Origin of the sequence: Microbacterium cremeum (assembly GCF_015277855.1) — a bacterium.
Lineage (GTDB): Bacteria > Actinomycetota > Actinomycetes > Actinomycetales > Microbacteriaceae > Microbacterium > Microbacterium cremeum.
In genome coordinates this window covers 2,614,530-2,632,659 of the sequence record NZ_CP063812.1, presented here as the reverse complement: position 1 = coordinate 2,632,659, position 18,130 = coordinate 2,614,530, and the positions used below count along the sequence as shown (strand labels likewise).

Genomic DNA, 18,130 nt, shown 5'->3' with positions numbered 1-18,130 from the left:
CGGACAGGGCGATGAGGGGAGTGCCGGTGGCTGAAGACGTGCTGCGCGCGCGGCGGATCTGGGTCGTGTGCGCGAGCGCGCTCCTTCTGGCGGGGGTCGTGCTGTTCGCGGCCGGGGTCACGCCGTGGCTCGCGCCGGCGGCCGCGGTCTTCTGTGTCACGCTCGCAGTCGGCCAGCGGACATCGTGGCCGTTCGCGCTCGCCGCCGGGGTCATCGTCACGACGACGGCGACAGCCCTCGTCGTCCGATTCACGCCAGGATGGGGCATCGGCCTGGTCACCGGGTCCGCGGTCCTCTTCGGCCTGATCGGCCTCGCTGGACTGGTCGGTTTCGGCCTGGCGAGACAGCCTCGCCTGGTGGGTCGACGGGCGTTGCGGGTCGGCGTCCCGGTTCTCGCGGTGCCGGTCGGGCTGATGGCGATCGTGGCAGCTCTGACGCTGACGTCGGGCAACCTCGAGTGGGCGATGCACAACGATGCCGTCTGGAATCTGGTGACGACACGGATCATGGTGGAGGACGGCGGTCTCGACGCGATCGCGCATCCCAACCCGTCGCCGCTCACTCCGGGTCTGCTCGCGATGGCCATCGCCGTCGGGCGAGGTGACGTGGCACCTGGAGATCTCCTCGCCCACGACATGTCGCGCTTCGCGACGTTCTGGCTGTTCGCCACGCTCGCCGCCGCGCTGCTCGCTGCGATGATCGGAGCACGAAGCGTTCACGGAGGCGCGCGTGCAGCGCGGATCACGGCGGCGGGCATCGCCGCCGTGATCCCCATCAGCTGGTTCACCTTCGGGTTCGCCGCACAGTTCGGGTTCTACAACGCGACGCTCGCGCTGGTGCTGCTGCTCGCCACCTGGCTCGCGTGGCTGGAAGCTCGTACGGTGCCCATTGCCGCGGCCACGGTGCTCAGTCTTGCCACCGTTGCGCTACTGGCGACCTGGGCGCCGCTCGCGTTCGTCCCCTTCGCTCTCGCCGCCGTGGCGCTCGTGGCCCGCTTGGCGGCTCTTCCGCGAGGTCGGGCGGGCGCGCGCGGATTCGGGCTCATCCTGCTCGCCGTCGCACCCGTCGTGGTCTATGTGCTCGCCGTGACCCTCCCGGACCTGCGCCGCGATGGCGCGGCGCTCGCCGTCGACGGAGGGATCATGGCTCTGCAGCTGTCGCACGTCGTGGTGATCGTGACGGTCACGATCGGCGTGGCCGTCCTCAACGCGGTCCAGCGTAATCAGATCCATCAGCTGGTCGGCGTGGCGGTCGTCTGCGCGGCGGGAGCCGTCGCCGGAGGCTACCTCATGTGGCAGCGCGCAGGCACCGCAAGTCTGTGGGGCTACTACCCCGCGAAGTTCGCGTGGCTGCTCGTCTCCCTCCTTCTCGTCATCCTCGCTGCGGCGCTCGCCGGAGAGATGGCAGGACTCCGTGCCCGCCGACTCGCGACGGCCGGCACCGCGATCGTCGCCATCGCGGTTCCCGTCTCACTGATGTGGCTCGTGCCGCCGGACCGGATCTCGTCGGCACTCACACCCGTGGCGATCGCCGCGGAGACCGGAGTCGCCAGCGGTGCACCCGCCGCCCAGACCCTCTTCGAGCTCGCCGAGCCGGGGGAGCGGACGCTCGCGCTGTCGTACCTCGACCCGTCCTCGGATCGCTTCCTGAACAGCTGGCTGCTGCAGCTCGAATCGCGCACGGCCGAGGAGCCGATCCGGTACTACTCATACGTCCTCGACCCTGAGAACGAGGAGCAGGCGTGCGACGCCGTCCGGGCGTGGGCAGCCCCGGTGCGCATCGTGACCAGCGATCCCACGCTTCCCGAGAGTTTCGCCGAGCTGTGCACCGATGTGGACGTCACCGTCGACGTGCTCGAACCGTGACGCCGCGGGTCACTCCCCGCCTGCCCGCATAGAATCGTCAGCGTGAGCACTGCTGCCGTCGGCGCCCCCGGATCGCCCCGGCGCTACCTCCACTCACTGTGGCTGCTGTCGGCGCGCGACCTCAAAGTCCGATACTCGACAAGCGCTCTCGGATACCTGTGGTCGATCCTCGATCCGCTCGTGATGAGCGCCATCTACTGGTTCGTGTTCACGCAGGTCTTCCAGCGCCCGGTGGGTCACGCGCCGTACATCGTGTTCCTCATCACCGCCCTGCTGCCGTGGGTGTGGTTCAACGCGGCGGTCTCGGACTTCACGCGGGCGTTCAACAAGGACGCGCGCCTCGTGCGTTCCACGGCGATCGCACGGACCATCTGGGTGAATCGGATCGTCCTGTCCAAGGGGATCGAGTTCCTCTGCTCGATACCCGTGCTCGCCCTGTTCATCGTCATCTCGCAGTTCAGCGAGACCCCCGCGCAACTGAACTGGGGTTTGCTCTGGTTCCCCGTGGCCGTCTTCCTGCAGACCGTCCTCCTCGTCGGCCTCGGGCTGCTCGTCGCTCCGCTATGCGTCCTGTGGACCGACCTTGAACGCACGACGAAGCTGATCCTTCGCGCGCTCTTCTACGCTTCGCCCGTTATCTACGGCGTCGAGGACCTGCCTGCGCCGTTCGATACGCTCGCCGCGTTCAATCCGCTCGCCGGCATCTTCGCTCTGTACCGTGTCGGGTTCTTCCCGCAGGAGTGGGACCCGTGGGTGGTCAGCGTGAGCGCCGTCATGTCGTTCCTGTTCCTCGCTCTCGGCATCTTCACATTCCGTCGGCTCGAGCGCCCCATGCTGAAGGAGCTCTGATGACGGCATCCGGTCTCGCGATCGAGGTGACCGATCTCGGCGTGCGCTTCCGCCGCAACCGCCGTGGTCGTCGGAGCATCAAGGATCTGTTCGCGGACTCGTCCCGGCGCTCCAAGCCGGGCGAGTTCTGGGCGTTGCGCGATGTCGGCTTCGATGTGAGGCCGGGGGAGTCGATCGGTGTCGTGGGCCGCAACGGCCAGGGAAAGTCGACACTGCTGAAACTCGTCGCCGGCGTGCTGCTCCCCGACGAAGGCACGGTGACCGTGCATGGCGGCGTCGCTCCTCTGATCGAGATCACCGGCGGCTTCGTCGGTGACCTCACGGTGCGGGAGAACGTGCGGCTCACGTCGGGGCTTCACGGGATGTCGAAGGCAGAGGTCTCACGTCGTTTCGATGGGATCATCGACTTCGCCGAGCTGGCCGACTTCGTCGACACTCCCTACAAGCACCTCAGCAACGGCATGAAGGTGCGCCTGGCGTTCTCGGTGGTCTCGCAGCTCGAAGAGCCGATCCTGCTGGTCGACGAGGTGCTCGCGGTCGGCGACAAGGCATTCCGAGAGAAGTGCTACCGCCGCATCGACGAGCTGCTCTCGGACGGCAGGACGCTGTTCTTCGTCAGTCACAATGAGCGCGACCTGCGGCGCTTCTGCACGCGCGGCCTCTACCTCGACAAGCACCGCCTGGCGATGGATGCCCCGATCGACGAGGTGCTGGAGCGATACAACGCCGACTACCCGACGGGCTGACCCGCAGCGGACCACCCGAGCGGCGCTCGAAGGCTCAGGGGCGCCCCATACCGTGGTAGGACCATCCCGACTCGCGCCACGCCGCGGCGTCGAGGCAGTTGCGCCCATCGACCACGATCCTTCCCGCGACCAGCGACGCGGCGTGCTCCGGGGTGAGGTGGCGACGGTACTCATCCCATTCCGTGACCACGATGACGGCGTCAGCGCCCCGGAGGGCGTCGTCGAGATCGTCCGCGTAGGTCAGCTGCGGGTGGATCCGCGCCGCGTTCGGCACGGCGGCCGGATCGGTCACGACGACATCACAGCCGAGACCTTTCAACCGCACCGCGACATCGAGGGCGGGGGAGTCGCGCACGTCGTCGCTGTGCGGCTTGAAGGCGGCGCCGAGGACGGCGACCCTCCGCCCGAACACACTGCCGCCCAGCGCGGCGACGACGAGTTCCACGGCACGATCACGGCGGCGCATGTTGATGGCGTCCACCTCACGGAGGAAGCTGACGGACTCGCCGCGGCCCAGCTCTTCCGCTCGAGCGGAGAAGGCCCGGATGTCTTTCGGCAGGCAGCCGCCCCCGAACCCGATGCCGGCGCCGAGGAAGCGGCGACCGATCCGGACGTCGTGCCCGATCGCGTCGGCGAGCTGGGTGACGTCTGCGCCCGTGACCTCGGCGATCTCAGCCATCGCATTGATGAACGAGATCTTGGTGGCGAGGAAGGCGTTGGCGGCCACTTTCACCAGTTCAGCCGTCGCGTAGTCGGTCACGATGAACGGCGTCTTCTTGGCGACCGCCGTGTGGTAGACCTCGCGCAGGACCTCGGCCGCGTGCTCGCCGGAGGCGCCGGCAGGTACGCCTGCCACGAGGCGATCGGGATCGATGGTGTCTTGCACCGCCCATCCTTCGCGGAGGAACTCGGGATTCCACACCAGCGTGGCGCCGGCGCGCTCGATGCCGTCAGCGAGCCGTGCGGCCGTCCCGACCGGGACGGTGGACTTGCCGGCGACGATGTCGCCCGGGCGCAGGTGTGGGATGAGGGCATCGACCGCCGCGTCGACGTATGTCAGGTCGGCGGCGTACCCGCCCTCCTGCTGCGGGGTTCCCACGCCGATGAAGTGGACCGCGGCGCCCCGGACTGCGGCGATGTCGGTCGTGAACGACAGGCGTCCCGAGCCGATGCCGTCTTCGAGGATCTGCTGCAGATCAGGCTCGAAGAACGGTGCGCGACCTGCGGCCAGTTCGGCGATCTTGCGTTCATCGATATCGACTCCGACGACCTCGTGGCCGATCGAGGCCATGGCGGCCGCGTGCACAGCACCGAGATAGCCGCAGCCGATGACTGAGATGCGCATGGAACTCCTGGGAGTGAGGCCGCGGCGGGCGGCGTGTGACGGGTCGCTCAGGCCGTGGCCGTCACGAGCGGGGGCATCGGCTGCCACGAGGCATCCTTCGCGATCTTGCGCCCGTCCTTCAGCCCGCGGAAGAGGTTCGACGTGCCGCGCACGGTCCGCTCGACGAACACGAGCCGGATGAGCTCCTTACCGAACGTCAGGGCGGTGCCGAGACCGAACAGGACGGGGTTGTAGACGCCGAGCGCGCGATAGTACTTCTTGATGTATGCCCGGTTGCGCATGATGTAGTACCGGTACGCGTTGCTCGATGCGTTCATGTGACGCACGCCCATGTCCCACTGCTTGATCTCGCGCGTGCGGCGCAGCACGAAGTCCTCGACGACGACCGACGTTGTCTTGCGTGAGGCCAGCCAGCCGTAGACCTGGTCGTCCCAGTAGATGAAGAACCGCGGGTCGGGGAGGCCGATCTGCTGCACGATGTCGCGGTGGATGAACATGCCCTCGAAGCACCCCGAATTCATGGGCTTGTAGCCCGACTCGTCGAACGCCGCCGGGGCGAACGGGATAGGGATGGCGAGCGGCTCGGCGACGCGATACTGCCAGTAGAACGCGCTGCCGTCGTAGTCGTAGCGTCGGCCCTGGATGCTCTTGAACCGGGGCGTCCACTTGCCCATGCGAGCCAGACCGTCGGGGAGCACCTCGACGTCGTCGTCCATGAGCCAGATCCATTCGGAGCCCAGTTCGTACGCGACGCGCATACCCTCGCTGAAGCCGCCAGACCCGCCCGTGTTCGTCTCCATGCGGCGGTAGACGATCGTCGTGCCCTCGAGGCGCTCGCGGTACGACTCGACGACGTCCGCGGTGTCGTCGGTCGAGGCGTTGTCGATGACGACGACGTGCCCGGGCTTGGGGTCCATGGCGGCGATGCTGCCGAGCAGGCGCGTGAGGAGCCCCGAGCGGTTGTAGGTGACGATGGCGATCGTGGCGGACGCCGGGTCGAACTGCGCGGCGGTCGGGTCGTTTGTCACAGGGCGGATCTCCGGGGACGGGGTCGACGGGCGCCGAGGCGTCGGGCCGGAGAGAAGCCTACCCTGGGATTCCTTCCGTCCCCTGGGCGTGGGGAAGGCCCTGGTCCCCGGCATCCGTCTCGCTTCCGAGGCGCTCGCGCCACGAGCGGGACTGCCCGGCGCGCACCGCGCACAGCACGAGCATCATCCAGCCGAGGCCGGTGAGCGTGAAGCTCTCGAACATCGAGTCGACCAGCAGCGCGACGAGCATGAGCGGCGTCCAGGCGTAGACGACCGAGCGCCGTTCGCTGGCCACGAGCCACGAGCGGGCGAGCGCGAGGCCGCCGAGCGCGAGGAAAAGCACCAGCCCGAGCCAGCCGAGCTGCAGCAGCACGTCGAAGTACGCGTTGAGCCCGGTGGCATGCGATGCGTCGAGGCGCGCGTTGAGGGCGTTGAACGGGAACTCGCCGGGGGCCCAGGGTCCGTACCAGCCCCACCCGTGCACCGGCCGGAAGCGCGTCAGGTCGACCATGAAGTTCCACAGGTCGACGCGCATCGAGAAGTCGCTGCCGGCGCCGAGGAGGGCGATGATCGGATGCCGCGCCACGTAGCCGACGAACACCCCGACGACGACGAGCGCGCCGAGGGTCCACTGCAGCGCCCGCCGCCGCTCCGGGCGGGTGTGGCGCACGAGCGCCAGCGCGGCGACGGCGAGCCCGACGCCGACGGCCAGCACCAGGACGGTGGGGGAGTCGCTGAGCGCCGCGAGTCCGCCCGCCAGCACGACGGAGGCCACCGACAGCCCCGGGCGCACGGACTGCGTGCGGTACTCGATGAGGAAGGTGATGACGGCGAGCACCGCCACGAACCCCAGCATGTTGCGGGTGCCGAAGATGCCCTGCACCGGCCCGAGCTCGCCGAGGTTGCCCTGCACACCCAGGAACGTGAACGGGATGTCGAGCAGCACCCCCGACAGCACCTCGACCGCGAGCGACGTCGCCAGCAGCACGCGCAGCACGTCGCCGAGGGCGCGCACGGTCTGCAGCGTGTCGCGGATGTGGCCGATGACGACGGCGAGGAACGCGATGCCGGCCATCGAGATCCAGCTCCACAGCGACGTGCTCGGGTCCTGGCTCCAGAAGATGCTCGCGAACGCCCACGCGATGAAGGCGATCACCGTGGTCGGCAGCAGCCGGAGCAGTGAGATCTCCTGCCGGCGGGCGACCAGCACGGCTCCGCCGAACACGCACAGGCCCGTGACGATGGTGACGTAGGTCACCTGCCCGGCGATCCGCTCGATCGCGAATCCCGCGAACACGACCGCCAGCACGGCGAGCGTGAGCGCGCGGGCGAAGGATGCCGAGACCAGCAGTGTGCCGATCCACCCGGGCTGCGCCGGGTGAGAGGAGCGCTCCTGGCCGGTCACGCGCCCTGCTTCGTCCGCTCGTCGCCGTCGACGGCCTCGCCGCGCTCGATCGCGGCGCTCTGCTCGGCGGGGCCCACTCCGACATGCGGCGACTGCTTGATCTTCGCTCCGAGCATGACGACGAACAGCCACCCCCAGAGGAGGAGCGGCGTGGACTCGGCGAAGCCCTGGACGATCACGATGGCGCCGACGAGGGTGGGCAGCAGCGTCACGGCGGAGTACGGACGATCGTCGCGGAGATCCCAGCGGGGACGGTCGACGGCGAAGAACCACGACCGCCACACGAACGCGAGGTACATGAGGGCCAGCAGCACGACGCCGATGATGCCGAGCTGCATCGCGACGTCGATCCACATGTTGTGGGCCTGCAGCACGGTCTGACCGTGGTCGGTGACCCATCCGTCGAACGCCGGGTCCCACGGCGCCCAGGGAGTCGCGAAGCCCCACCCGACCCACGGGTGCTCCGCGGCGCGGCCGAGGACCGCCTCCCAGATGCGCTCGCGTCCGGTGAGGTCGGCGCTGCGCCCGAGGGCGCCGAAGATCGTGTCGCGCAGCAGCCACAGCGTGAGGAGCCCGCCGACGCCGACGACCGCGTACGCGATGTAGTACTTGGTGCGCTCGCCGGGCCTCGTGGCCCGGCGCATCAGGAGCACGGTCGCGAGTACGACCACCACGGCTGCCGCGGCGAGGAACGACGTCGCCGACGACGCGCGCACGAACAGGAACGCCGAGAGCGCGATCCACCCGATGAGGAGCGCCCGCCGAGGGGCGCCCGCCGCGAAGCGGATCGCGAACACGATGATCGCGAGCAGGGCCACCGGCGCGAGCAGGTTGGCGTTGCCCATGATGCCCTGGATGCGTCCGGGGAAGTCGAAGAGGTTGTTGCGGGACCAGTACTCGATCGGGTCGTCGGCCTTCCCCACGACGAACCCGGGGAGGATCGGCGCGCCGATGAACACCGACACCCACAGCTCGAACAGGATCGACAGTCCCATGACCCACTTGAGCGCCGACGCGACGGCGCGCACCAGCTCGCGCCAGGTCAGGACGCTGCCGATGAACAGGGCCTGGAGCGTCGTGATGTACAGGAGCAGCAGCGTGAGCGCGCTGGTCTGCGGCCACGCCGACCACGTCAGCGACAGCGTCGCCCACGCGACGTACGCGACCACGAACCACGGCAGCCGGCGCCACTGCACGGGCGGCCGGACGACGGCCCACAGCGCGACCGACAGCACGCCGCCCGCGATCGTGAGGGTGCCGGCGATCACCGTGCCGAATGCGTGCACCCACGCCACGCCCGACAGCGACATGAACAGCACCACGATGCACCAGCCGCGCAGCATGAGGTGGCCGGTCTTCTCACGGACCGGGGGGCTCGGCGGTGCCGATGCCGGGTGCTTCGAGTAGACGGCCATCGCTCTCAGGGTACCGGGGCGCACCGCAACGAACCGAGGGCGTCTCGTCTGGCTTCGCCCGCTCGCCGATCCCGCCGTACGCTGGGCGGATGCTCATCCCGCTCGCCAACGACCCGCGCGACTATGCGTGGGGCTCGACCTCGCTCATCGCCGATCTCGTGGGCCGCGCGCCGTCGGGGCGCCCCGAAGCCGAGGTCTGGTTCGGGGACCACCCCGGCGACCCGTCCGAGACGCCCGACGGTCGCACGCTCGACCACTGGATCGCCGACGAAGGCCCTTCCGCCGGTATCGATGCGCCCCTGCCCTACCTGCTGAAGCTGCTGGCCGCGGCATCCGCGCTCTCGATCCAGGCGCATCCGTCGAAGGCGCAGGCCGAGGCGGGCTTCGCGCGCGAGGAGGCGGCGGGCATCCCGCGCGACGCCTCGAGCCGCACCTACCGCGACGACAACCACAAGCCCGAGCTCATCGTGGCGCTGAGCGACACGTTCCGCGCACTCGCGGGCGTCCGCGACCTCGACGCCACGCGCCGCCTGGTCGCCGCGCTGGGCGACGGTGCCGCGCCGCTCGGCGAGCAGCTGGCGGCGACGGATGCCTCGCCCTCGGGCATCATCGGCTGGCTGCTGGCCGACGGGGCCGGCGCCGCGCGCGAGGTCATCGCCGCAGCCGTCGCCGCCGACGTCCCCGAGTTCGCCGACGAGCTCGCCCTCGCCCGCAGGCTGGACCAGGACTTCCCCGGCGACCCGGGGATCGTCGTCGCGCTCCTGATGAACCTGGTGACGCTCCGGCGAGGCGAGGGGCTGTTCGTGCCCGCCGGGGTCCTCCACGCGTACCTCGAAGGACTCGGTGTGGAGATCATGGCCGCCAGCGACAACGTGCTCCGCGGCGGCCTCACCCCCAAGCACGTCGACGCGACCGAGCTCGTCGCCGTGCTCGACGACACGACGGGGGTGCCGCCGGTGCTCCTGCCGGTCGCCCTCGGCGGGGGCGTGCGACGCTACGACGTACCGGTCGCGGACTTCTCGCTGCTCGCGGTGACGCCGGGCGCCGGGACGGCGTCGCTGCCGATCACCGGACCCGCGATCGCGCTCGCGACGTCGGGATCGGTGACGCTCACCGGCGGTGCGGCGGCGGGATCGGTGACGCTCGCGCCCGGCCAGGCGGCGCTGGTCACGCCCGACGAGAAGACCCTCGGCGTCTCGGGCGAGGGTGAGCTGTTCGTGGCGCTCCCGGGCGTCTCGCGCAGTGCGTGAGGGGATTCTCATCGGACCGTTACGACAGCGCGACACGCCGTCGGCGCGTCGTGAAAGTTCAAGAGCCGGTTGAGGCTTTAGTATCTGCGACTTGACCTCGGTGAACTACACGGGTGTAATTATCCGTACACGCGACAGCGTGGAGCAGGATCACGGGGGGTGAGAACGACATGACGGTTTCGCATTACCGTTCCGGCGTTCCCGGCGACTGGTTCGTCGATCCGGTTCAGCTGGGGGTTCCGGGGGTTCGCCGCAATACCGAGGCGGAAGAAGACAATCCGCTCTCCTGGCAGACGGACGCCTTGTGCGCCCAGACCGATCCGGAGGCGTTCTTCCCCGAGAAGGGCGGCTCCACGCGCGATGCCAAGCGCATCTGCACGTCGTGCGACGTTCGAGACCAGTGCCTCGAGTACGCGTTGCAGAACGACGAGCGGTTCGGGATCTGGGGCGGCCTCAGCGAACGCGAGCGCCGCAAGCTCAAGCGCCGAGCCGGGTGACGTCGCGGGATCGCGGTCGGTCGGGGGATCCGGCCGCGTCCGGCGCGTACGCCTCGGTGTGACGCGCGCGCCCGCCTAGGCTGGCCGAGCCATGCCCGAAGCCACGTCTGATCGAGTGCACGCCGTCGTCGTCGTGCGTCCCGACGGTCGTACGCCGACGGGGTTCCACCTCAAGCGCACGCTGGCGGCGCTGTCGGAGCAGACGCGACAGCCCGACGTCGTGACCATCGTGGTGTGCGGCGGCGACGACCGACTGTTCGAGATCGCGGATGCCGCAGGCGCCGAGTCCGTCGTGAAGGCCCCGGCATCGACCGGCTTCGCCGCGGCGACCGCCCTCGTCACGCCGCACATCGACGGCGACGCGGTGTGGCTGCTCGCCCAGGACACCGCGCCCGAGCCCGATGCGCTGACGCGCCTCGTCGGCGCGCTCGAGCTCTCGCCGTCCGTCGCCTTCGTCGCCCCCAAGCTCGTGCGGTGGGACGACCGGGCCGAGATCGTGTCGCTCGGCGTCGGCATGACGCGGTTCGGGCGCACCGTCCCGCTCGCCGACGGCGAGTTCGACCAGGGCCAGCACGACGCCCGTGAGGACGTGCTGGGCGCCGACGTCCGCGGCATCCTCATCCGCACCGACGCCTGGCACAGACTGCAGGGGCTCGATCGCGCCCTGGCCGGTGCCGACGAAGGTCTCGACCTCGGCGTCCGCGCCCGCCTCGCGGGTGCCCGCGTCTCGCTCGTGCCGGCCGCGCTCGTCGCCACCGCCGGCGACGGGGCCGCGGGCCTGCCCACGCCGACCACGCCGCAGCGCCGCCGACGCATCACCTATGCCGAACGCGTCGCGCAGCTGCACCGGCGGCTCGCCTACGCGCCGGCGCTCGCCGTGCCGCTGCACTGGCTCTCGCTGCTGCCGCTCGCGCTGTGGCGCACCCTCGTCGACCTCGTGCGCAAGCAGCCGGCGCGCATCGGCCCGGAGTGGGCGGCGGCCGCCGTCGTGCTCGTGCGGATCGTCCCGCTGGTGCGGGCGCGCCGCCGTATCGCCGCGGCGCGCAGCGCGTCGTGGGCGCAGCTCGCGCCGCTGCGGACGACCGGCGCAGAGATGCGCGAGAGGCTCGACGACGACCCCGACGCGGGAGTCGGCGGTCACCGTCGCGGCGATCTGCACTTCTTCACCGGCGGCGGTGCGTGGCTCGTGCTCGGCGCGCTCGTGGTGTCTGTCGCGGCCTTCCCGGCCCTGCTCGCCTGGCCCGTGCTCGGCGGCGGTGCGCTGCAGCCGCTGGCCGGCACCGTCGGCCGGCTGTGGGACGAGGCCGCGTTCGGGCAGCGCGTGCTCGGGCCCGACACGATCGGGCCGGCCGACCCGTTCGCCGCCGTGATCGCGCTCCTGGGCTCGCTCGCCCCGTGGGAGCCGTCGCGAGCGCTCGTCGCACTCTGGATCCTCGCGCTCCCGCTGGCCGCACTGGGAGGCTGGTTCGCCGCGACCCGCGTGACCGAGCGATCGTCGCTGCGACTGCTCGGCGGCGCGGTGTGGGCGCTCTCGCCGGCACTGCTGGTCGCGCTGACCCAGGGCCGGCCGACGGGGGTCCTGCTCCATCTCCTGCTGCCCTGGCTGTTCGTCGCCGGATCCGTCGCGCATCGGTCGTGGGCGGCCGCCGGCACGGCATCCCTCATCCTCGCGGCCGTCGTCGCCACCGCCCCGTCGCTCGCGCCCGCCCTCGGGGTGCTGTGGGCCACCGCGATCCTGCTCGCCGTGGCGCTGCGCGCCGGGCGGGGCGTTGCCCGGATCGTGTGGACCGTCGTGCCCTCGCTGGCGCTCGCGGCGCCGCTCGTGTGGAACGCGTTCGCGCAGTCGCGGCTGTGGGGACTTCTGGCCGACCCCGGCGTACCGTGGGCGGGGCCCCAGGTGGCCCCAGACCCCGTCGGACGCGCCCTCCTGGTCGCCGGCATCCCGACCCCCGACCTCGCGGGGTGGACGGCACTCCTGCCGGAGGGGCCGACGTGGTGGGTGCCGCTGCTCACCGTCCCGATCGCGCTGCTCGCCCTCGCGGCGCCGCTCACGCAGCGCTGGGCGGTCGGAACATCCCTCCTCGTCGTCACCGCCCTCGGCATGGGCACCGCGTTCGCCGCTGTCGGCGTGTCGGTCGCCTTCGCGCAGTCGATCGCCGTCCCGCTCTGGCCCGGCGCGGGCCTCAGCCTCGCGTGGCTGGGAGCGCTCGGCGCGGCGCTCGTGACCCTCGACGCCGGTCTCGCGCCGCGGGCCGCCGTCGTGCGCGGCGTCGCGGCCGCCGTCGTATGCGCGGGGGTCGTCGTCCTCGCAGTGCCCTCGCTCACCGCGATGACGCAGAACCGCGCGACGATCACCAACGGCCCGGCGAGCACGCTGCCGGCCTTCGTGGCGGCCGAGGGGCGCGACGACCCCGACGTCGGCACGCTGGTGCTGACCCCGCAGGCGGTCTCGGGGGTCTCGGCCCAGATCGTGTGGGGGGCGAGCGAGACCCTCAGCGGGCAGACGACGATGCTCGCGACCCGCACGCGCGCCACGCCGCAGGACGACGCCGTGGCCGACCTCGCCGCCGACCTCGTCACCTCGGCCGCGGAAGACGCCGTGGCCGAGCTCGCCGACCTCGGCGTCGGCTTCATCCTCCTGGCCCCCTCGCCGCCCCCGGAGTCCGATACCGCCCGCATGATGCGGCTGTCGGCGACCACCGCGCTCAACCAGCGCGAGACGCTCGTCGTCGTCGGCGACACGGCCAAGGGCGAGCTGTGGCGCGTCATCGCCGACATCGCGCCGCGACCGCGGGAGCCGGCATCCGTCGCCGCCCTCTCGCGGGCGATCGCGATCGGCCAGCTCGTCGTGTTCGGCATCGCGCTGCTGCTGGCGCTTCCGACCGCGGCGACTCGGCGTGACGCGCGTCGCACACCGCGCGTGGTCGGGCCGCACTGGCAGGAGGGCCGATGAGCGATCGACGGGTGTTCCGGTGGGCGACGACCAGCACGAGGATGCTGATCGGCACGGTCGTGTCCATCGCGGCGGCGATGGCCGTCGTCACCGCGGTGTCGGTGCCGTGGCCGACCCTCACCCGCGATCCGGTCAGAGTCGCGGCGACCCCGGCGCCCGCGGCCTCGGTGGCGGCGTGCGACGGCGGGCTGCTTCTGATCGGCCGGGATCCGACGGATGCCGACTCCGTGGTGACGGCGGCGCCGCAGTCCGTCACGAGCGGCGTGAGCGTGGATGCGCCCCCTCCCGCCGAGCAGCAGCTCGAGGTGCCCGCCGTCGGCCCCGGACCGCTGGTCTTCACGGCGCCCCCGCAGGACCGTCAGCGGGTCGACGTCGCCGCGGCCGGCGCCGCCACGGTCACCGCCGACGACCTCTCCGGGTTCGCGGCGTCCTCGTGCCGCCCGCCGCTGCTGGAATCGTGGCTCATCGGCGGGTCGGGCCTGACCGGCGCCGCCGACCTCGTTCTCCTCGCGAACCCGGGCACCGTGCCGGCGACGGTGGAGCTCACGGTATTCGGCGTCGGCGGGCCGCAGGTCCCGCCCGGAGCCTCCGACATCGTGGTGGCCCCCGGCACGCAGCGGGTGGTGCCGCTGGCGGGGATCGCGCTCGACGAGGCGAGCCCCGTCATCCGCGTGTCCGCCGTCGGCGCCCCCATCCACGCGTCGCTGCAGGCGAGCATCATGCGCACGCTGACGCCGGGCGGTGTCGACCAGGTCGGTGCGGTCCCGCGCCCGGCCCCGACGCAGACGATCACCGGGGTCAGCGTCACCGGCCGCAGCGAGGAGTCCGGAGCATCCGCCCGGCCGGGGACGCCCGCCGAACCCGAGATCACCCAGTCGGCCACGGTGCTGCGGATCGTGGCGCCGTCGGCGGCGACCGACGCGACCGTGACGGTCACCGCGATCGGCCGCGCCGAGCCGGCGCTCGAACCGCAGCAGGTGCCGCTCGAGGAGGGCAAGCCGCTCGAGCTCGCTCTCGATGGGCTGGCCGTCGGCTCGTACACGGTCGAGGTCGAAGCCTCGGCGCCGGTGCTCGCGGCGGTCTGGCAGGCGACGGGGTTCGACGAGGGCGCCGACTTCGCGTGGTACACCCCCGCGCCGGAGGTGTCGGTGCCGAGCCTGTTCGCGGTGCCCAGCGGACCGCCGCCCACTCTCACGGTCGTGAACCCGGCCGACGAACCCGTCGTGGTCGCGGTGACCTCCGAGGACGGCGCGTTCCGGCTCGAGCTCACCGTTCCCGCCGACGGCGCGATGACCGCGCGCCTGTCGTCGCGCACGGTCTACCTGATCGAGCCCGCGTCGCCCGTGCACGCGTCGCTGTCGTTCACCGGCGACAGCGCGCTCGCCGGTTTCCCGGTGTGGCCGGCGGACGCGGCGGCGCCGCAGATCATCGTCTACCCGTGACGCGGACCGCATCAGCGCACGGCGCGGGTCCTGGACGGCGGGGGACGCGTCGCGTCAGAAGAATCTGAAGCGCTCCGGACCGAGGTCCCAGGGATCGCGGTCGAGGTACTGGGCGGCGGCGCGGAACACGGCGCTCTCCACCATGATGCGGCGATGCAGGTCGTCGTCGCGGTGCAGGTGGCTGAGGCGCTCGATCGGCAAGCGGTACAGGATGATGCGCTTCTCTTCGGGCAGCACCGTCCAGCGCGGGATGCCGCCGGCATCGGTGGCCATGGGCATGTCGGCGACCTCGAAGCGCACCGCGCGCAGCTCCGGCCACGCCGACCGGAGGAACTCGGCGGCTGTCCCGACCGCGAGGTCGAAGCGGTCGACCCGCGTGTCGAGCGGGGGGAGTGGCGGGCGCACGACGGGACTGCGCCCGACGCGGCCGTGCCGGCCGTGCCGATCCGCGCGCCGCGGCGCGTGCTCGCTGATCTTCGCCCTCCGCCACGCCATGGACCCAGCTTAGGTCGCCGGTGCCGTCTCGGTCGTTGCGCGAGGGCGCTCCGCCGCCGCGACGAAACGCGGCGGCCCTGCGGCGCGGCATCCGCGGGAGTGTCCTCCGGGCGCGGTAGCGTCATGGCGATGCGCGAGAGAGTCTGCTCCAAAGTCGGTTGCGCCCGCGAGGCCATCACGACCCTCACCTACGACTACGGCGACCAGATGGCCGCGATCGGTCCGCTCGGTGCCGGCGGCGACCCTCACGCCCACGACCTCTGCGCGATCCACACCGACCGCCTGTCGGTGCCCAAGGGCTGGGTGGTCGTGCGCCACGAGACTCTCCGCGCCTGAGCCGTCGTGGGAGAATGGGCGGATGCCGACCCCCACGCCCGTCGCCACGCCTGCCCACGTTCCGGCCGCTGAGTCCGCCGGAGGCCTCGAATACGAGGTCGCCGACCTCTCGCTCGCCGAAGCGGGCCGGCATCAGCTGCGCCTCGCCGAGAACGAGATGCCGGGGCTCATGGCCCTGCGCGAGGAGTTCGGTCCGTCGCAGCCGCTGAAGGGTGCACGCATCGCGGGGTCGCTGCACATGACCGTGCAGACCGCGGTGCTCATCGAGACACTCGTGGCCCTCGGTGCACAGGTGCGGTGGGCCAGCTGCAACATCTTCTCGACGCAGGACGAAGCGGCCGCCGCGGTCGTGGTCGGCCCGGACGGCACCGTGGAGGCGCCCGCGGGTATCCCGGTGTTCGCCTGGAAGGGCGAGACCCTCGAGGAGTACTGGCGCCTCGCCGACCGCATCTTCGACTGGTCGGCCGAGGGCTTCGACGGACCGAACATGATCCTCGATGACGGCGGCGACGCGACGCTGCTCGTCCACAAGGGCGTGGAGTTCGAGAAGGCCGGCGCCGTGCGCGCGGCCGAGCCGAGCGACTCAGCCGAGCTGCGCATCGTGCTCGACACGATCCGCGCCTCGATGCAGCGCGACCCGCAGCGCTACACCCGGATCGCCGAGGGCCTGCTCGGCGTCACCGAAGAGACCACCACGGGCGTCCACCGTCTGTACGAGCTCGCGGCATCCGGAGACCTGCTCTTCCCCGCGATCAACGTCAACGACTCGGTGACGAAGTCCAAGTTCGACAACACCTACGGCATCCGGCACTCGCTGCCCGACGGGCTGAACCGCGCCACCGACGTGCTGATCGGCGGCAAGGTCGCGTTCGTCGCCGGGTACGGCGATGTCGGCAAGGGGGCCGCCGAGGCGCTGCGCGGTCAAGGCGCCCGTGTCATCGTCGGCGAGATCGACCCGATCTGCGCGCTGCAGGCGGCGATGGACGGCTTCCAGGTCGCGCGCCTGGAGGATGTCGCGCCGCAGGTCGACATCGTCATCACCGGCACCGGCAACACGCGCGTCGTGACGGCGGAGCACCTGCAGTCGCTCAAGCACCTCGCGATCGTCGGCAACGTCGGTCACTTCGACGACGAGATCGACATCGCCGGGCTCGCTGCGGTCCCCGGGGTCGAGCGCGTCGAGATCAAGCCGCAGGTGCACGAGTGGCGCCTGCCGAACGGACGCAGCGTGCTGGTGCTGAGCGAGGGGCGACTGATGAACCTCGGCAATGCGACGGGGCATCCGTCGTTCGTCATGAGCGCGTCGTTCGCCAATCAGGTGCTCGCGCAGATCGAGCTCTACACCAAGCGCGAGGACTACCCCGTCGGGGTGTACACCCTGCCCAAGACGCTCGACGAGAAGGTCGCGCGGCTGCACCTCGGTGCGCTGGGCGTCGAGTTGACGACGCTCACCGAGGAGCAGGCCGCCTACATCGGCGTGCCGATCGACGGCCCCTACAAGCTCGACCACTACCGCTACTGAGCGGGCCCGAGCCGTTCACCGGCACCGGATCCGCGAGAGTGCAACTCCTGGACGAGGGATAGGCAACCTCCCTCGCTCTCGTCCGCCAGCTGCACTCTCGCGGGAGGTCGGGGTGGCACGTGGGCGGGTCAGCGCGCGGGGAATCCGCGCGGCGGGCCCGACACCGGCGCGGCCAGGGCGTCGGCGCGTCGCGTCTCGAGCCGGAGCGCGCGCAGCTCGCGCTCGCGCCGTACGGCGACGACGGCGATGAGGAACGTCTCGGGGTCGACGGAGGGCACCGGCGAAACATGCTCGGCGGCTTCGCGGGCGAGGGATGCCGCGACCCGCGCGCGCGCCGAAGGCTCCATGTTGGGCGCCGACCGGGCGAACTGCGCCAGGCGTCGCGACAAGCGCTCCGGCAGGCGCGCGACGTCGGCGATCGCGGCCCAGTGCTTGAGCGCCGGGGGCACCTCCAGCGCCGTCTCGGGCAGCCGCGGCGTGCGCGTGCGCTCGGAGTAGGTGCCGGCCACGAGGTCGCCCAGGCGCTGCGAGCGGGGCGTGAACGCCCCGACGATCGCGGCGACCGCGCCCAGGGTCATCCACAGCTCGAGAACGCCGACGAACGCGCGGATGAAGGCGTGGCGGAAACCCGCCGCGCCGCCGTCGGAGCGCACGATCCGCCCGCCGACGGCGAGGCGCCCGAGACTCCGGCCGCGCGTGGTGGTCTCGACGACCGTCGGGATCACGACCGTCACGAGCACGATCACGATGATCGTGAGGATCGGCACGACGGCGGGATCGACCGCCCCCGCCAGGGTGAGCCACCCCATCGCCCACCCGAAGAGCAGCAGCACGGCGACGCCGACGGCCATGTCGATGACCACTCCCAGCGCGCGCATGAAGTAGCCGAGCGGCTGCACGTCGAGGGCGACGGCTTCGCCCGTGAGCACCTCGTCCTGGTGGATGTCGACGATCGCGGCGCGGCCTTCGGGCATGGGTACAG

Annotated in this window: 15 protein-coding genes; 9 read left to right on the top strand and 6 right to left on the bottom strand. The window is 71.4% G+C overall.

Features of this window, described 5'->3' with window-relative positions; translation table 11 throughout:
- The first annotated feature begins 26 nt into the window (after window positions 1-26).
- From IM778_RS11985 to IM778_RS11975, 3 genes are read left to right on the top strand one after another with little or no spacing between them, the layout of a single operon-like run.
- Entirely contained in the window at window positions 27-1,865 is a 1,839-nt protein-coding gene (locus IM778_RS11985) for a hypothetical protein (RefSeq protein WP_194409107.1), read from the top strand.
- A 42-nt stretch (window positions 1,866-1,907) separates the two neighbouring features.
- Window positions 1,908-2,714 (top strand): ABC transporter permease, encoded by an 807-nt coding sequence (locus IM778_RS11980; protein WP_194409106.1) that lies wholly within the window; start codon window positions 1,908-1,910, stop codon window positions 2,712-2,714.
- The gene (locus tag IM778_RS11975) at window positions 2,714-3,460 is read left to right on the top strand and encodes an ABC transporter ATP-binding protein (protein ID WP_194409105.1); all 747 of its coding nucleotides are present in this window, start codon (window positions 2,714-2,716) and stop codon (window positions 3,458-3,460) included. Before IM778_RS11980 ends, IM778_RS11975 begins: the two co-directional genes overlap by 1 nt.
- Window positions 3,461-3,494: 34 nt before the next feature.
- On the opposite strand, the gene IM778_RS11970 is transcribed toward IM778_RS11975, so the two are convergent.
- From IM778_RS11970 to IM778_RS11955, 4 genes are read right to left on the bottom strand one after another with little or no spacing between them, the layout of a single operon-like run.
- On the bottom strand, window positions 3,495-4,805 hold the full coding sequence (locus IM778_RS11970; RefSeq protein ID WP_194409104.1) for a UDP-glucose dehydrogenase family protein: 1,311 nt from the start codon (window positions 4,803-4,805) through the stop codon (window positions 3,495-3,497).
- Between the two features lie 47 nt (window positions 4,806-4,852).
- Window positions 4,853-5,833 carry a glycosyltransferase family 2 protein gene (locus tag IM778_RS11965; protein ID WP_228484523.1) on the bottom strand — a complete coding sequence of 327 codons (981 nt, stop codon included), beginning with the start codon at window positions 5,831-5,833 and terminating at the stop codon, window positions 4,853-4,855.
- Window positions 5,834-5,891: 58 nt separating this feature from the next.
- Window positions 5,892-7,238, bottom strand: a complete 1,347-nt coding sequence (locus IM778_RS11960) for an O-antigen ligase family protein (RefSeq protein WP_194409102.1) — start codon at window positions 7,236-7,238, stop codon at window positions 5,892-5,894.
- On the bottom strand, window positions 7,235-8,653 hold the full coding sequence (locus IM778_RS11955; protein ID WP_194409101.1) for an O-antigen ligase family protein: 1,419 nt from the start codon (window positions 8,651-8,653) through the stop codon (window positions 7,235-7,237). The genes IM778_RS11960 and IM778_RS11955 overlap by 4 nt, the downstream gene beginning before the upstream one ends.
- 89 nt (window positions 8,654-8,742) lie before the next feature.
- Here IM778_RS11955 and manA point away from each other — a divergent pair, with 89 nt between their 5' ends.
- From manA to IM778_RS11935, 4 genes are all read left to right on the top strand, one after another.
- Window positions 8,743-9,903, top strand: coding sequence for a mannose-6-phosphate isomerase, class I (manA, locus tag IM778_RS11950; RefSeq protein WP_194409100.1), 1,161 nt, complete (start codon window positions 8,743-8,745; stop codon window positions 9,901-9,903).
- 170 nt (window positions 9,904-10,073) lie between these two features.
- Window positions 10,074-10,400 carry a WhiB family transcriptional regulator gene (locus IM778_RS11945; protein WP_194409099.1) on the top strand — a complete coding sequence of 109 codons (327 nt, stop codon included), beginning with the start codon at window positions 10,074-10,076 and terminating at the stop codon, window positions 10,398-10,400.
- Window positions 10,401-10,491: 91 nt separating this feature from the next.
- Entirely contained in the window at window positions 10,492-13,353 is a 2,862-nt protein-coding gene (locus tag IM778_RS11940) for a glycosyltransferase (protein WP_194409098.1), read from the top strand.
- On the top strand, window positions 13,350-14,795 hold the full coding sequence (locus IM778_RS11935) for a DUF5719 family protein (protein ID WP_194409097.1): 1,446 nt from the start codon (window positions 13,350-13,352) through the stop codon (window positions 14,793-14,795). Before IM778_RS11940 ends, IM778_RS11935 begins: the two co-directional genes overlap by 4 nt.
- A gap of 54 nt (window positions 14,796-14,849) precedes the next feature.
- On the opposite strand, the gene IM778_RS11930 is transcribed toward IM778_RS11935, so the two are convergent.
- Window positions 14,850-15,290, bottom strand: a complete 441-nt coding sequence (locus IM778_RS11930; RefSeq protein WP_194409096.1) for a metallopeptidase family protein — start codon at window positions 15,288-15,290, stop codon at window positions 14,850-14,852.
- Between the two features lie 129 nt (window positions 15,291-15,419).
- On the opposite strand from IM778_RS11930, the gene IM778_RS11925 reads away from it, so the two are divergent.
- Both IM778_RS11925 and ahcY read left to right on the top strand, forming a co-directional pair.
- A complete protein-coding gene (locus tag IM778_RS11925; RefSeq protein ID WP_194409095.1) occupies window positions 15,420-15,626 on the top strand; it encodes a DUF3499 family protein in 207 nt (68 codons plus the stop codon).
- A 22-nt stretch (window positions 15,627-15,648) separates the two neighbouring features.
- Window positions 15,649-17,148, top strand: coding sequence for an adenosylhomocysteinase (ahcY, locus tag IM778_RS11920; RefSeq protein ID WP_194409094.1), 1,500 nt, complete (start codon window positions 15,649-15,651; stop codon window positions 17,146-17,148).
- Window positions 17,149-17,276: 128 nt separating this feature from the next.
- On the opposite strand, the gene IM778_RS11915 is transcribed toward ahcY, so the two are convergent.
- A complete protein-coding gene (locus IM778_RS11915) occupies window positions 17,277-18,122 on the bottom strand; it encodes an RDD family protein (RefSeq protein WP_194409093.1) in 846 nt (281 codons plus the stop codon).
- Window positions 18,123-18,130: the final 8 nt, after the last annotated feature.